Genomic DNA, 14,917 nt, shown 5'->3' on the forward strand with positions numbered 1-14,917 from the left:
CGGCGGGCTGTCCCCGGATCGGTGTCGGCGGCCGCGCCGGGCGGTGACGCGGGTCCTACCGTCGGCGGATGCCAGAGACCAGCGGGACGGACGACGAGCAGCTGACGGCGCTGCTGCGGCCCCGCCGCGCCCGCCCGCGCTGGCGCGTGGGAGTGGGAGCGGCGGTCGTGCTCGTCATCGGCGCCGCGGTGGTCGCGGTGCTGCTCGCGGGAGCGCGGTCGAGCGGTCATGAGCGGGTCCTGGAGCCCGCCGTGTCGACGAGCGCGCCCGCTGCTGCGGCGGTCGAGTCGCTGTACGTGCACGTGGCCGGCGAGGTCGCCTCTCCGGGGCTGTACGTCCTGTCGCAGGAGGCGCGGGTGGCGGACGCGGTCGCCGCCGCCGGAGGGTTCCAGGAGTCGGCGGAGCGCGCGGCGGTCAACCTGGCCCGGAGGCTCGTGGACGGCGAGCAGATCGTCGTGCCGGCCGTGGGAGCGGCGCCGGCCGCGGCGGGAGCGGCTCCGGGCGGGGCCGCTCCAGGAGGAGCCTCCGCCGCCGGATCCGTGCTGAGCCTGAGCACGGCGACGGCGGCCCAGCTGGAGGAGCTGCCCGAGATCGGCCCGGCGACCGCGAAGAAGATCGTCGCCCACCGGGAGGCGAACGGCCCGTTCTCCTCCGTCGACCAGCTGCTCGAGGTCCCCGGGATCGGCGAGAAGACGCTCGCCGCGTTCCGCGACCAGGTCGCGCCGTGAGGAGCGTGCGGGCGGCGGACCTGCGGCTCCTGCCGGCAGCGGTGGCCGCCTGGACCACCGCGTGGGCGGCCGGGATGCTGCCGGTCGCGGCAGTGCTCGACGGGGGCCTCTCGTGGTGCGCCGCGGGCTGGGTGCTGCTCGGGGCGGCGTGCGTCCTGCTCCGGCGCGGCCTCGGCGGGCGGCTGGTCGGAGCGGTGCTCGTCGCGGGCGCGGGTGCCGCCCTGGCCCTCACCTCCGTCGTCGCTGCGGCGCCCGGTGGCCACCCGGCGTTGTTGCGGGAGGCCCAGGAGGATCGCGCCCTCACTCCGGTCACCGTGCGCGTCGACACGGGTGCCCGACCGCTCGCGACCGGGGGAGTGTGGTTCGACGCGACGGCGCTGCGGGTGGGAGACGCGTCGACCGCGGCCCCCGTCCGCGTGCTGCTCGCCGATCCCGGCGGTCGTCTGCCCGTGGGCGCCGAGCTCGACCTGGAGGCGCGTGCTGCGGCGCAGGAGGGGTCCGTCGGCGAGGCGACGATGCTGAGGGCGGCGTCCGTTGAGGACCGGCGCGGTCCCGGGGGAGCGGCGGCCGTCGCGGAGGTGCTGCGCTCGCGCTTCCTCGAACGCGCGGCGCTGGTCAGCGGCGATGTGGCGGGGCTGCTGCCGGGCCTCGCGACCGGCGACACGTCCGCGCTCGACGCGGGGCTCGAGGAGGCGATGCGCACCGCGTCGCTCACCCACCTGACCGCCGTCTCGGGCGCCAACTGCGCCGTGGTGGTGGTCGCCGGCTGGACGATCGCGGCGCTCCTCGGCGCCGGGCGCCGCCTCCGGACCGTCGCCGCCCTCGCCCTGCTCGCCGGCTTCGTCGTGCTGGTGACCCCCGAGCCGAGCGTGGTGCGGGCCGCCGTGATGGCGACGGTGGTCCTCCTCGCGCGGCTGGGGCGTCGCTCCGGAGCGGCCGTGCCCGCTCTGCTCGCGACCGTCGTCCTCCTCGTGGCCGCCGACCCCTCGATCGCGGGGAGGCTCGGCTTCGTGCTGTCCGTCCTCGCCACCGCCGGACTCCTGCTGCTCGCCGAGCCGATCGCGGGCGCTCTCGGTCGGGTGCTGCCCCGGCCTCTCGCCCTGCTGCTCGCGGTGCCGACCGCGGCGCAGCTCGCCTGCCAGCCCGTGCTGCTGCTCGTGGACCCGTCGGTGCCGGTGTACGGAGTGCTCGCCAACCTGCTCGCCGAGCCCGCGGCACCCGCCGCGACCGGGCTCGGGCTCGTCGGCTGCCTGCTCGCTCCCTGGTGGCCCGGAGCCGCCGACGCGGCGATCCGTCTCGCCGCCGTTCCCGCCTGGTGGATCGCCTCGATCGCCCGCGCCGTCGACTCGTGGCCCGCTCCGAGGATCGCCTGGTGGCCCGGCGTGGGAGGAGCGCTCGCGCTCACCGTGCTGACCCTGCTCGCCCTCGTGCTCGTCACGCAGTCGCCGCGGCTCGCGCGGGTGCGCCGGATCGCCGCCGTCGGGCTGGCGTGCGCGATCGCGGCCGCCGGCGGCACCACCGTCGCCACGCCGCTCCTCCGCGCCGCCTCGGTTCCCGAGGACTGGCGTGTCGCGATGTGCGACGTCGGGCAGGGCGACGCGGTCCTCCTCCGCGGAGACGCGGGCGTGCTGCTCGTCGACACGGGGCCCGAGCCCGCACCGCTCGAGGCCTGCCTCCGCCTGATGGGAGTGGACCGGATCCCGCTGCTGGTGCTCACTCACTACGACCTCGACCACGTCGGCGGGCTCCACGCCGTCCTCGGACGGACCGATGCCGCGCTCGTCGGGCCCGCCGCGGGCCGCGACGACGAGCGCGACCGGGCGGCGCTCACCGGCGCCGGGGTCGCCGTGCAGGAGGCGGTCCGCGGCGACAGCGGCGCGCTCGGCTCGCTGCGCTGGCGGGTCGAGTGGCCGGAGCGGCGGAGCGCGCTGCGGGGCAACGAGGCGAGCGTGACCCTCCGGGTCGACATCGGCGCGGACGCCCGCGGCGGCCCGCTCTCCGTCGCACTCCTGGGCGACCTCGGCGAGCAGGAGCAGGGGCGCGTCTCCCGACTGCCGGTCGGCCGGGTCGACGTCGTCAAGGTCGCGCACCACGGCTCCGCCGACCAGTCGCCCGCCCTCTACGACGCGCTCGGCGCGAGCGTCGGGCTGATCTCCGTCGGGGCGGAGAACGACTACGGTCATCCGAATCCGTCGCTCCTCGCTCTGCTGGCCGAGCGCGGGGTCGAGGCGCTGAGGTCGGATGTCGAGGGTACGGTCGTGCTCGCGTCCCGCAGCGACGGGATCGCGGTCTGGGTGAGCGGCGCGACGGCTCCCGCGGCGGCCTCGGGGCGCCGTGAGCGGGCCGTAGGGTGGAGGGCGCTCGGACGGGCGCGGCACGGAAGGACACGGCATGGCAGGCAGGGCCCCGGCGCGCGCGAAGGCAGCGCCCTCGAAGGCGGCGATCCCGCAGCTCGCCTGGAACCAGACCCGGCCGGCGCCGATCGTGCTGATCACCGGCCCGGAGCAGTTCCTCGCCGACCGCGCGCTGCGCTTCCTCCGCGAGTTCCTCCGGGCCGAGGACCCGAGCCTCGAGGTCAGCGACATCGACGCCGGCGGCTACGCGCCGGGGGAGCTGCTGACGCTCGCGAGCCCGTCCCTCTTCGACGAGCCCCGCCTCATCCGCGTCTCGAACGTCGAGAAGTGCACGGACGCGTTCCTCCTCGAGACCCTCGACTACCTCTCGGCGCCCGCGGACGGGGCGACCCTGGTGCTCCGCCACGGCGGCGGCAACCGGGGCAAGAAGCTCCTCGACGCCATCCGCTCGGGCACGGGCGGCGGCATCGAGATCGTCTGCGCCGAGCTCAAGCGCGAGAGCGACAAGGTCGACTTCGCGATCGCCGAGTTCCGCACCGCCGGCCGCACGGCGACCACCGGTGCCGTCCGAGCCCTGGTGTCTGCCTTCTCCGACGACCTCGACGAGCTCGCGTCGGCGTGCCAGCAGCTGCTGTCCGACGTCACCGGCGAGATCACCGAGGCGACCGTGGCGAAGTACTACGGCGGCCGCGTCGAGACCACGGCCTTCACCGTCGCCGACTCCGCGATCGCGGGCCGTCACGGCGAGGCGCTGCTCGGGCTCCGCCACGCCCTCGCCTCCGGTGCCGACCCGGTACCGATCGTCGCCGCGTTCGCGAGCAAGCTGCGGACCATGGCGAAGGTCGCCGGCTCGCGCGAGGGCTCGGGCCAGGTCGCCTCGCGTCTGGGCCTCGCTCCGTGGCAGGTGGACCGGGCCCGGCGCGACCTGCAGGGCTGGACCGGCGAGGGCCTCGGCACCGCGATCCTGACGGTCGCCGACGCCGACGCGAACGTGAAGGGCGCCACCCGCGACCCCGTGTACGCCCTCGAGCGCATGGTCTCCGTCGTCTCCGCCCGGGGCCTCTGACCCGCCCGAAAGACACTGCGCCCGCGATCCGCACCGACCTCGTCCCCTGCGGTTCTCGGTACGCCGCTCCGCGGCCGCTCGACCAGCAGTGAGGGGATCACCTTCCCTCGCAGGGTCGCACCGCGGCCGACGAAGAGTCGGACGACGACCCCGCAGGGTCACCGGCGATCCGCGTGCGAGCGGATCGTCGTACCCGGAACGGAACCCGCTCCTCCCACTGCGACCATGCGCGGAAGCCGACTGCGCGACGGGCGACGAGGCACGAGGAGCCCGTCGAGATCGGTGCGGGTCACCGCCGATCCGCGTGCGAGCGGATCGTCGTACCCGGAACGCTCCCCGCTCCTCCCACCGCGACCACCCCTGTAAGCCGACCGCGCGACGGGCGACGAGGAACGAGGAGCCCGTCGAGAACGGTAGGGCCCACCGGCGATCCGCGTGCGAGCGGATCGTCGTACCTTGAACGCTCCCCGCTCCTCCCACCGCGACCGTCATGAGACCCGACCGCGCCACGTCCGATGGACGACGAAGCGTCGCCCGTCGACCTCGCAGGGTCACAGGCGATCCGCGTGCGAGCGGATCGTCGTACCCGGAACGAAACCCGCTCCTCCCACCGCGACCACCCCTGTAAGCCGACTGCGCGACGGGCGACGAGGCACGAGGAGCCCGTCGACCGCGAAGCGGAAACGACGAAGGGCCCGGCCAGAGGCCGGACCCTTCGTCGTTGCAGCTTCGCGCAGTACTACAGCGCGGCGACCTGCTTCGCGATGGCCGACTTGCGGTTCGCGGCCTGGTTCTTGTGGATGACGCCCTTGCTGGCGGCCTTGTCGAGCTTCTTGGCGGCGAAGGCGAGGGCGGTGCCGGCCTTCTCGGTGTCGCCGGCGGCGATGGCGGTGTGGACCGAGCGGATGGCGGTCTTCAGCTCGCTCTTGACGGCCTTGTTGCGCTCGTTCGCCTTCTTGTTGGTGAGGTTGCGCTTGATCTGCGACTTGATGTTTGCCACGTGGATTACCTTCTTCTCGGATGTGCGTGTGTGCAGCCGGCTACTCGACGGAGTGCCCCTTCCGCGGGCGTCTGAACGCCCTGCGGTGCGACTGGAGGTCGCCGGCTTCTGATCACTCCACGCCTGCCGGGTGTCCGGAGGGGGAGCGCAAGCCAACAAGGAACTTTAGCGCACCCGTCGTCACCCTTCAACCGCGCCGCGCCCGCGGAGGTGGCGCCGTCCGGGTCGGGGCCGCCGGGGCGACACGCAGGGGGAGGCGGACCGCCGTGGCGTCTCGCGGTCCGGGCCCGCCGGTAACGTGACGCCGGTGCCCCGTCTCGCCGATCACCTCTCCGCGGTGCCGCCCTCGGGCATCCGCCACCTGTTCGAGATCGCGCTGCGGCTCGACGGAGTCACCCTCCTCGCGGTGGGCGAGCCCGACGTGCCGACCGCGCCGCACATCATCGAGGCGGCCCGGGCGGCGTGGGCGGCCGACGACACCCGCTACGGGCCCAACGGCGGAGTCCCCGAGCTCCGGCGCGCCATCGTGGAGAAGCTGGCGCGAGACAACGGCATCGAGGCGGACGTCGAGCAGGTGTGGGTGACCGTCGGCGCCACGCAGGCGCTGCACCAGGCGATGACGCTCCTGCTCGGGCCCGGCGACGAGGTGCTCATCCCCGACCCGGGCTACACCGTCTTCACGACCAACGCGCGGACCATCGGCGCCGTCCCCGTGCCGTACACGCTGCGCGCCGAGAACGCCTTCCTCCCCGATCCCGAGGAGGTCGAGCGCCTGATCACCGACCGGACCCGCGTCCTGATCGTCAACAGCCCGTCCAACCCGCTCGGCGTGGTGTTCCCGAGGGAGGTCCTCGAGCGCCTGCTCGACATCGCCCGGCGCCACGACCTGTGGGTGCTCAGCGACGAGGTCTACGAGTACTTCACCTACGGGCGCCCGCACGTGAGCCTCGCGGCGATCGCGCAGGAGCGCGGGGACGACGCCGACCGCGTCCTCAGCGTCTTCTCCTTCTCGAAGACCTACGCGATGACCGGCGTCCGCGTCGGCTACCTCGTGACGCCTCCCGGCTTCACGTCGATCATGGTCACGGTGCAGGAGGCGGCGATCAGCTGCGTCGCCACTCCGGACCAGCGCGCCGCCCTCGCCGCTCTGACCGGGCCGCAGGACGCGGTGGCCGCCGCCTCCGACCACTACCTCGCCAACCTGCGGCTCGCGACGGGCGTGCTCGACGAGCGGGGGATCGCCTACCGCGAGCCCGAGGGCGCGTTCTACCTGTGGATCGACATGGCGCACGCGACCGGCGGGGACGTCGCCTCCTGGGTCGAGTCCTTCCTCCTCGAGACCCTCGTCGCCGTCGCTCCCGGCAGCGCCTTCGGCCGCACCGGCGAGGGCTGGATCCGCGTCTGCCTCGCCGCTGACCCCGCGGCGCTGGAGCACGGGCTGCGCGCCCTCCCGGCCCCGGTGCGCGGATGAGCGCCGCCGAGGTGCTGGTCCGGCGCGTCCGGGCGGAGGAGTACGAGGAGGTCTCGCGCCTGCGGCTCGCCGCCTACGCCCACGACTACGAGCTGGGGGAGGAGTACGCCGCCGACGTCGCCGCGGTCGCCCGGCACGACGTCGAGGGCGAGGTCTGGGTCGCCGTCGAGGGCGACGGGCGGATCCTCGCCACGGTCACCACTGCGCGCCCGGGCGCCAACCTGTACGAGCTCGGCCGCCCCGGCGAGCTGGACTGGCGGCTTCTCGCCGTCGCCCCGGAGGCACGTGGGCGGGGTCTCGGGCGGCTGCTCACCGAGTTCGTCGTGATGCTCGCCGCCGAGCGGGGCCTCCAGCGGGTCGTGATGAACAGCGGCACGCTGATGACCACCGCGCACGCCCTCTACGAGAGCATGGGCTTCGTCCGCCTCGGCGAGCGGGAGAACCCGCCCGGCGTCGAGCCCACCCGCACCTACGGACTCGATCTGTAGCCGCCGGTCCCGGCCTCCGCCGCCGGGCATGGGACACTGGTCCCACGATGTCTCCACGTGCACACTCCGGGCTCGAGCCCGCCGCGACCGATCCGGCGTCCATCCGCAACTTCTGCATCATCGCCCACATCGACCACGGCAAGTCCACCCTCGCCGACCGGATGCTGGGCATCACGGGTGTCGTCGAGGACCGGGCGATGCGCGCGCAGTACCTCGACCGCATGGACATCGAGCGCGAGCGCGGCATCACGATCAAGTCGCAGGCCGTGCGGATGCCGTGGGAGCGCGACGGGCGCACGTTCGCCCTGAACATGATCGACACTCCGGGTCACGTCGACTTCTCCTACGAGGTCAGCCGCTCGCTGGCGGCCTGCGAGGGCGCGATCCTCCTGGTCGACGCGGCGCAGGGCATCGAGGCGCAGACGCTCGCGAACCTCTACCTCGCGCTCGAGAACGACCTCACGATCATCCCTGTCCTGAACAAGATCGACCTGCCGGCCGCGGATCCCGAGAAGTACGCGAAGGAGCTCGCGAGCCTCATCGGCGGCGACCCGGACGACGTCCTCCGCGTCTCCGGCAAGACCGGCATGGGCGTCGAGGCGCTGCTCGACCGCGTCACCGAGCTCATCCCGCCGCCCGTCGGCGACCCCTCCGCCCCTGCGCGCGCCATGATCTTCGACTCCGTGTACGACGCCTACCGCGGGGTCGTCACCTACGTCCGGATGATCGACGGCAAGCTCTCGCCGCGCGAGAAGATCCAGATGATGTCGACCCGCGCCACGCACGAGATCCTCGAGATCGGCGTGTCGAGCCCCGAGCCCGTCGCGACACAGGGTCTCGCGGTCGGCGAGGTGGGCTACCTGATCACCGGTGTGAAGGACGTGCGCCAGTCGAAGGTCGGCGACACCGTCACCACGGCGTCCAAGCCCGCGACGCAGGCGCTGCCCGGCTACACCGAGCCGCTCCCGATGGTGTTCTCGGGCCTGTACCCGATCGACGGCAGCGACTACCCGGACCTGCGCGAGGCCCTCGACAAGCTCAAGCTCTCGGACGCGGCGCTCGTCTACGAGCCCGAGACGTCGGTGGCGCTCGGCTTCGGCTTCCGCTGCGGCTTCCTCGGCCTCCTGCACCTCGAGATCATCACCGAGCGCCTGCAGCGCGAGTTCGGTCTCGACCTCATCACCACGGCGCCCTCGGTCATCTACGAGGTCTCGACGGAGGACAAGAAGACCGTCACCGTCACGAACCCGAGCGAGTTCCCCGTCGGGAAGATCGCCGCCGTCACGGAGCCGATCGTCAAGGCCGCGATCCTCGCGCCGAAGGACTACGTCGGCACGATCATGGAGCTCTGCCAGAGCCGCCGCGGGACCCTGATCGGCATGGAGTACCTGGGCGAGGACCGGGTCGAGATCCGCTACCACATGCCCCTCGGCGAGATCGTCTTCGACTTCTTCGACAACCTCAAGTCAAAGACCGCCGGCTACGCCTCGCTCGACTACGAGCCCGCCGGCTCGCAGGAGGCCGACCTCGTGAAGGTCGACATCCTGCTGCAGGGCGAGCAGGTCGACGCGTTCAGCGCGATCGTGCACCGGGAGAAGGCCTACGCCTACGGCGTGCTGATGACGGGGCGCCTGCGCAAGCTGATCCCGCGTCAGCAGTTCGAGGTGCCGATCCAGGCCGCCATCGGCGCCCGGATCATCGCCCGCGAGTCGATCAGCGCGATGCGCAAGGACGTCCTCGCCAAGTGCTACGGCGGCGACATCACCCGCAAGCGCAAGCTCCTCGAGAAGCAGAAGGAGGGCAAGAAGCGGATGAAGATGGTCGGCCGCGTCGAGGTCCCCCAGGAGGCGTTCATCGCCGCGCTCTCGGGTGACGTCGAGACCAAGGACAAGAAGTAGCGCGAGCCCCGTCGCCGGCGCCCGTCCCCCCTCCCGGACGGGCGACGCACCCCCCCCGTCCGGGATATCGTGTCCTCGGGGATTGCGGCGCCTCACAGCGGACCGGTAGCTTTCGGACGCCAGGACGCGGCCGTGGATCGGGATCGATCCGCATGGGGGGCTGCAGCGTCGACGACCGGTCCTCCACCATGACGAAGGGTGGTAGTCCGTGGTGCCTACGAGCACGAGGAAGCGCTGGATCAGGACGGGGGCGGCGCTCGCGAGCATCGCGGCCGTCGCAGCGGGATCGCTGGTGGCGGCAGGGCCGGCCTCCGCAGCGAACAAGGTGATCCCGGTCGCGCCCGCGCCGTACTCCTGGTCGGACAACGCCCGGTTCGGCGGCACCGAGCCGCTGCCGGTGCCCGGAGACGCGACCACGCTGACCGTCGAGCTGCCCGACTCCACCGCTCCCGACACCTTCACCGAGTGGTCGCACCCCGGCTACCGGGTCGTGACGTGGCAGCTGAGGAGCACCGCGACGGACCTCGCGAGCGGCGAATCCGTCGTCGACACCGCCACCAACTCGATCGACATCCCGATCGGGCGCGCCGCCGGCTCCTTCGGCGGCACCTCGCTGTCGCTCCTCCTGAACGGTTCCGAGAAGAAGGCGGCCGACGCCTACGCTCCGTCCGGCATCGACCGGACGGGCTTCGTCCTCGCCCTCTCCGCCGACCTCCAGGTGACTGCTGCGAGCGGGTCCGCGGAGGCCGACCTCGACCTGTCGACGTCCACCTCCTCCGGGCGCGCCGGCGGCGAATTCTGGGCCGGCGGCGGCACTGTCACCGAGGCCGGCGCGGGCGACGTCATCGTCCTCGACTCCGGTGTCCCCGGCTTCTTCGACCTCGCGGGCCTCAGCGCCACGGTCGGAACGGAGGACGGTGGCCGCCTGAAGGCCGTCCCCAAGGTCGTGCAGGACGGGCGGGGCATCGCGATCACCCCGACCCAGGAGTTCTTCGACCGCTACCTCACCTTCAGCGACACGACGCCGCTCGGCGCCCCGTCGGTCGAGGTGAAGGGACTCAGCCGCGGCGGGGAGCAGCCTTCCGGCACCGGCGTCATCGTGCGCGCGCCGCTGCGCGTCGTCCCGTCGACCACCACCCCGACGCCGGGCACCGGCCTGGAGGTCGTCCGCCTCGCGGGCACCGACCGCCAGGGCACCGCGGTCGAGATCTCGAAGGCGACCTTCGACACCCCCGGCGTCCCCGTCGTCTACATCGCCACCGGCGCGAACTTCCCCGACGCGCTCAGCGCCGGTCCCGCCGCCGCGAAGCAGGGCGGCCCGCTCCTCCTGGTCGACCGCGACTCGGTGAGCCAGGTCGTGCGCGACGAGCTCACCCGTCTCAAGCCCCAGCGGATCGTCGTCGTCGGCTCCGACCTCAGCGTCAGCGACGCCCTCGCGACCGACCTCGGCCAGTACGCGAACGGGAGGGTCTTCCGCCTCGGAGGCACCGACCGCTACGACACGTCGCGGAAGATCATCGAGAGCGCCTTCGGCACCTCGCCGAAGGGGGCCTGGCTCGCGACCGGCGAGAAGTTCCCCGACGCGCTCAGCGCCACCGCCGCCGCGGGCAAGAACTCCGCCCCCGTCGTCCTCGTGAACGGCGGCCTCCCGGCGGCCGACCCGACCACTGTCGGGATCCTGACGCGGCTCCGGCCGCCGGTGCTCACCATCGCGGGATCCGAGCTGTCGGTCAGCGCCGGCATCCAGAACTCCCTCACTGTGCCGGGGGGACCCACCGTGAGCCGCATCGGCGGGGTCGACCGCTACGACACCTCGGAGCAGCTCAACCGGGCGGCCTTCCCCCGCGGGTCGGAGACCGTGTTCCTGGCCACCGGAGAGAACTTCCCCGACGCCCTGGCCGGAGCCGCGGCCGCCGGGCGCACGGGGAGCCCCCTCTTCGCCGTGCCCCCGACCTGCGTGCCGGTCAAGGTGCTGCAGGGCATCAAGGCAGGCGGAGCGACGCGCATCGTCCTCCTCGGCGGCACCGGCACCCTGTCGGACGCCGTCGCGAAGCTGACTCCCTGCAGCTGAACCGACCCGCACCACGACGAGGGCCCTCCTCCCGCTCCGGCGGGGGAGGGCCCTCGGTCGTTCCCGGCTCGGGGCGCCGACGGTCGGATACGCTGGGTCGGATGGACAGCACCACCCGGCACGCGGACTCGACGCGCGCCGCGCTCGAGGAGTCCGGGAAGAAGGTCGGGACGTGAGCATCCGCCGCTCCAACTTCGAGGGCCAGCCGCAGGTCACCTACGCGGCCGTCGGCGGCACTCTGGCACCCGACCTGCTCGAGTACCCGCCGGACGGCTTCACGGCCGAGCGCTTCGAGGCCCGTCTCGGCTCGGGCGACGAGCGCTTCGCCATCACCACCGCCTCCCTGATGACCTGGGGCGTGCAGCGCGGCAGCGGCATCGAGGTGACCGATATCACCAGCGGCAGCGGCGTGCAGTACACCGGCGTCAACTTCGACGCCGCGGGCACCCCGATCGACCTCGTCAGCCGGCCGACGGAGGAGCACTTCGCTCCCGACGGCACCCCCTACATCACCGCCGGCGTGACCGCCGTGCTCCGCGTGACCCTGCTCGGCCGCGTCTTCGACGCCCCGGTCCGCGTGGTCTACGTCGTCGACGAGCCCGACCAGGTCGGCTTCGCCTACGGCACCCTCGAGGGCCACCCCGAGAGCGGCGAGGAGTCCTTCGTCGTCGAGAAGCGCGCGGACGACTCGGTCTGGCTCGTCATCCGGGTCTTCTCGCGACCCTCCACCCGTCTTTACCGCCTGGGCGCGCCGGTGCTGCGCGCCGTGCAGAAGCGCCAGGTCGCCAAGTACCTCCGCGCGCTGCTGCCGGCGCGCGTCAGCTGACGTGGGGAGCGCCCTCCCGATCGCCGATCCTGCTCCGCTCGACGGCGGACTGCCCGCGTCCGTCGTCGAAGGCGTGGAGCAGCGGGACCTCGGCCTCTACGTGCACGTGCCGTTCTGCCGGGTCCGCTGCGGGTACTGCGACTTCAACACCTACACGGCGACCGAGCTCCGCGGGGCGAAGCAGCAGGACTACGCCGACGAGGCGATCACCGAGATGGCTCTCGGTGCCGAGGTGCTCGAGCGCGCGGGCCTGCCCCGGCGCCCCGCCCGCACGGTCTTCTTCGGCGGCGGGACGCCCACCCTCCTGCCCGCCGGCGACCTGGTGCGGATGCTGGACGGCCTCCGCACCCACTTCGGGGTCGCGCCCGACGCTGAGATCACCACCGAGGCGAACCCGGACTCCGTCGATGCCGCCTACCTCCGCGCGCTGGCCGAGGCGGGCTTCACCCGCGTCAGCTTCGGGATGCAGTCGGCCGTGCCGCACGTCCTCGCCACGCTCGAGCGCACCCACGACCCGGAGCGGGTCCCGCTCGTGGTCGAGTGGGCGCGGGAGGCCGGCCTGCAGGTCAGCCTCGACCTCATCTACGGCACGCCGGGGGAGTCCCTCGCCGACTGGGAGCGGTCGCTCGACTCCGCGCTCGCCAACCGGCCGGACCACCTCTCGGCCTACGCCCTGATCGTGGAGGACGGCACGAAGCTCGCCCGGCAGATCCGCCGCGGCGAAGTCGCGACCCCGGACGACGACCTCACGGCCGACATGTACGAGCTCGCCGACGCGCGCCTGGCCGCTGCCGGGTACTCCTGGTACGAGGTCAGCAACTGGGCCCGCGACGATGCCCACCGCTCCCGGCACAACCTCTCGTACTGGCTCGGCCACGACTGGTGGGGCGTCGGTCCCGGCGCCCACAGCCACGTCGGAGGCGTGCGCTGGTGGAACGTGAAGCACCCGGCGGCCTACGCCGACCGGCTGAGCACCGGGGCCTCACCCGCTGCCGGGCGGGAGACGCTCGACGCGGGGACGCGGCGGGTGGAGGACGTGCTGCTGCGCTCGCGCCTGGCGGACGGGCTGCCCATCGACGCGATCGACGCCGATCGGCGCAGCGAGGTGGCGGGGCTCATCGCCGACGGCCTCGTCGACGGCCGGGTGGCGCTCGGCGGCCGGATCGTGCTGACCCTGCGCGGCCGTCTGCTGGCCGACGCGGTCGTGCGCCGCCTCACCGACGGCTGAGGCCGGATCCCGGGGCGGGCGACGCGCGGCCGCCCCGATGCCGCGGCTACTTGAAGAACGGGATGCTGAGCGGGTACGTGTAGTACTCGCCCGCGCTGGCGCGCACCGAGGCGATGATCGCGAAGACGATCACCAGGATCGGCACGACCAGGAACACGATGAAGCCGACGAGGACGAAGGACAGGATCGTCCCGGCGACGTAGGCGATCAGCGTCGTCAGGTGGAAGTTGAGGGCCGTCTTGGCGTGCGCCTCGAGGAACGGTCCGCGCCCCTTGAAGACCAGGAAGACGATCAGCGAGGGCAGGAAGCTGAAGAAGATGCCGGTCACGTGCGTGACGATCGCCCAGGTCTTCTCGTCCGCCGGGTTCAGCGGCGGAGCCGGGGTCCCGTAGACGGGGGGCGGGGGAGGGGTGGCCGACATGATGGTCTCCGTTCCGGCGGCGGCGACGGGCGTCCCCCGTGCGCTCGGCGTCCATCGTGGCATGCGGCGACTCCCTCCGCACCGGGCCGCGCGGGACCTCCTCCTCGGGGATGACGGGGCTCCTCCCCGCGGCCCTGCAGGAGTGCACCCCGGCCGATCCCCGCGCAACCCCGCCGGGCGGTCCGCCTCCCGGTTATGATTGGCACTCAGAGTTGCGGAGTGCCAGGCTCCGCGCGGCGTCAGCGCCGCAGACGGTCGTGCCCGCGGGCACTCGGAGTCCGGCGGGAGGTCGGTCGTATGGTCACGGAGCGCGGTCTCCAGGTCCTGCGCGTGATCGTGCAGGACTACGTGGCGAACCGGGAGCCGGTGGGCTCCAAGTCGATCGTCGAGCGCCACGCGTTCGGCGTCTCGGCCGCCACCATCCGCAACGAGATGGCCCAGCTGGAGGAGGAGGAGCTGATCGCGGCTCCGCACACCTCGTCCGGCCGCGTGCCGACCGACAAGGGCTACCGCCTCTTCGTCGACCAGCTCGCCGACCTGCGCCCGCTCACCTCCGCGCAGCGCCAGGCGATCGAGACGTTCCTCGGGCAGAGCCCGGACCTCGACGAGGTGCTGGTCAAGACCGTCCGCCTGCTCTCGCAGCTCACCAACAGCGTCGCGCTCGTGCAGTACCCGTCGTTCGGAGCCGCGCGGCTGCGCCACGTGGAGCTCGTCGCCCTCGCTCCCCGCCGCCTCCTGTCGGTGCTGATCACCGACACCGGCAGGGTCGACCAGCGCGTGCTCGAGACCCCGGAGGACGTGGACGACGCGCTCCTCGGCGAGATCCGCGCGAAGCTCAACACGGCCGTGCTGGGCCTCGGGCTCCAGCAGGCGGCCGAGACGCTCGGCTCCGTCGCGGAGCGCTTCAGCCCCGAGCGGCGCCACGTGCTGACGCCGATCGTGCAGACCCTGCTCGAGCAGGTCGGCGCCAACCGGCAGGACCGCCTGGTCATGGCCGGCGCCGCGAACCTCGTCCGCACCGAGGAGGACTTCTCGGGCAGCATCTATCCCGTGCTCGAGGCGATCGAGGAGCAGGTGGAGCTGCTGCGCCTCTTCGCCGAGATGACGCCGGACCCCCGGGGCATCTCGGTGCGCATCGGCCGCGAGAACGCGCCGTTCGGGCTGCAGGAGACCTCGGTGCTCACGAGCGGGTACAACACCGCGGGCGGCCAGGTCTCGCGCCTGGGCGTGCTCGGCCCGATCCGGATGGACTACTCCGGCAACATCACCGCGGTGCGCGCCGTCGCCCGCTACCTCTCCCGCCTCCTCGGCGAGGAGTAGGCCCGACCTCCCGGCCGCCCGCGGTGTTGTACCCGCTCGTGAGCAC

At 73.2% G+C, this 14,917-nt stretch carries 11 protein-coding genes and 1 pseudogene; 10 read left to right on the forward strand and 2 right to left on the reverse strand.

The features are described 5' to 3' along the window. The first annotated feature begins 68 nt into the window (after positions 1-68). From C5C99_RS06680 to holA, 3 genes and pseudogenes are all read left to right on the forward strand, one after another. Positions 69-728: a ComEA family DNA-binding protein gene (locus tag C5C99_RS06680; RefSeq protein ID WP_104339818.1), complete on the forward strand. Its 660-nt coding sequence runs from the start codon at positions 69-71 to the stop codon at positions 726-728. Positions 729-1,243: 515 nt separating this feature from the next. Next, positions 1,244-2,551, forward strand: a pseudogene (locus C5C99_RS17670) (ComEC/Rec2 family competence protein); the annotation flags it as partial. A 568-nt stretch (positions 2,552-3,119) separates the two neighbouring features. Beyond that, a complete protein-coding gene (gene holA / locus C5C99_RS06700) occupies positions 3,120-4,148 on the forward strand; it encodes a DNA polymerase III subunit delta (protein WP_104225645.1) in 1,029 nt (342 codons plus the stop codon). A 739-nt stretch (positions 4,149-4,887) separates the two neighbouring features. Here the strand turns inward: holA and rpsT are convergent. Further along, positions 4,888-5,148 (reverse strand): 30S ribosomal protein S20, encoded by a 261-nt coding sequence (gene rpsT, locus C5C99_RS06705; RefSeq protein WP_097165711.1) that lies wholly within the window; start codon positions 5,146-5,148, stop codon positions 4,888-4,890. 307 nt (positions 5,149-5,455) lie between these two features. Between rpsT and C5C99_RS06710 the strand changes: the two genes are divergently transcribed. From C5C99_RS06710 to hemW, 6 genes are all read left to right on the forward strand, one after another. Next, positions 5,456-6,619, forward strand: a complete 1,164-nt coding sequence (locus tag C5C99_RS06710) for a pyridoxal phosphate-dependent aminotransferase (protein ID WP_104248213.1) — start codon at positions 5,456-5,458, stop codon at positions 6,617-6,619. Continuing rightward, on the forward strand, positions 6,616-7,107 hold the full coding sequence (locus C5C99_RS06715; RefSeq protein ID WP_104339819.1) for a GNAT family N-acetyltransferase: 492 nt from the start codon (positions 6,616-6,618) through the stop codon (positions 7,105-7,107). Before C5C99_RS06710 ends, C5C99_RS06715 begins: the two co-directional genes overlap by 4 nt. A gap of 47 nt (positions 7,108-7,154) precedes the next feature. Beyond that, positions 7,155-9,005 (forward strand): translation elongation factor 4, encoded by a 1,851-nt coding sequence (gene lepA / locus C5C99_RS06720; RefSeq protein ID WP_104223127.1) that lies wholly within the window; start codon positions 7,155-7,157, stop codon positions 9,003-9,005. Between the two features lie 211 nt (positions 9,006-9,216). Continuing rightward, positions 9,217-11,076, forward strand: a complete 1,860-nt coding sequence (locus C5C99_RS06725; RefSeq protein ID WP_146085477.1) for a cell wall-binding repeat-containing protein — start codon at positions 9,217-9,219, stop codon at positions 11,074-11,076. Between the two features lie 172 nt (positions 11,077-11,248). Further along, complete coding sequence (locus C5C99_RS06730; protein ID WP_244229440.1) at positions 11,249-11,902, forward strand: DUF1990 family protein; 654 nt, start codon at positions 11,249-11,251, stop codon at positions 11,900-11,902. Between the two features lies 1 nt (position 11,903). Beyond that, positions 11,904-13,130, forward strand: coding sequence for a radical SAM family heme chaperone HemW (gene hemW / locus C5C99_RS06735; protein ID WP_104339821.1), 1,227 nt, complete (start codon positions 11,904-11,906; stop codon positions 13,128-13,130). Between the two features lie 46 nt (positions 13,131-13,176). Here the strand turns inward: hemW and C5C99_RS06740 are convergent, their stop codons facing one another. Beyond that, entirely contained in the window at positions 13,177-13,551 is a 375-nt protein-coding gene (locus tag C5C99_RS06740; protein WP_104223130.1) for a DUF4870 domain-containing protein, read from the reverse strand. Between the two features lie 297 nt (positions 13,552-13,848). Between C5C99_RS06740 and hrcA the strand changes: the two genes are divergently transcribed. Continuing rightward, the gene (gene hrcA, locus C5C99_RS06745) at positions 13,849-14,871 is read left to right on the forward strand and encodes a heat-inducible transcriptional repressor HrcA (protein ID WP_104223131.1); all 1,023 of its coding nucleotides are present in this window, start codon (positions 13,849-13,851) and stop codon (positions 14,869-14,871) included. The last annotated feature ends 46 nt before the right edge of the window (positions 14,872-14,917 follow it).

Origin of the sequence: Rathayibacter sp. AY1C4 (genome assembly GCF_002932195.1) — a bacterium.
Classification (GTDB): domain Bacteria; phylum Actinomycetota; class Actinomycetes; order Actinomycetales; family Microbacteriaceae; genus Rathayibacter.

Coding starts and splice junctions, on each gene's coding strand:
- C5C99_RS06680 (WP_104339818.1), top strand. CDS start 69: ATGCCAGAGACCAGCGGGACGGACGACGAGCAGCTGACGGCGCTGCTG.
- holA (WP_104225645.1), top strand. CDS start 3,120: ATGGCAGGCAGGGCCCCGGCGCGCGCGAAGGCAGCGCCCTCGAAGGCG.
- C5C99_RS06715 (WP_104339819.1), top strand. CDS start 6,616: ATGAGCGCCGCCGAGGTGCTGGTCCGGCGCGTCCGGGCGGAGGAGTAC.
- lepA (WP_104223127.1), top strand. CDS start 7,155: ATGTCTCCACGTGCACACTCCGGGCTCGAGCCCGCCGCGACCGATCCG.
- C5C99_RS06740 (WP_104223130.1), bottom strand. CDS start 13,551: ATGTCGGCCACCCCTCCCCCGCCCCCCGTCTACGGGACCCCGGCTCCG.
- hrcA (WP_104223131.1), top strand. CDS start 13,849: ATGGTCACGGAGCGCGGTCTCCAGGTCCTGCGCGTGATCGTGCAGGAC.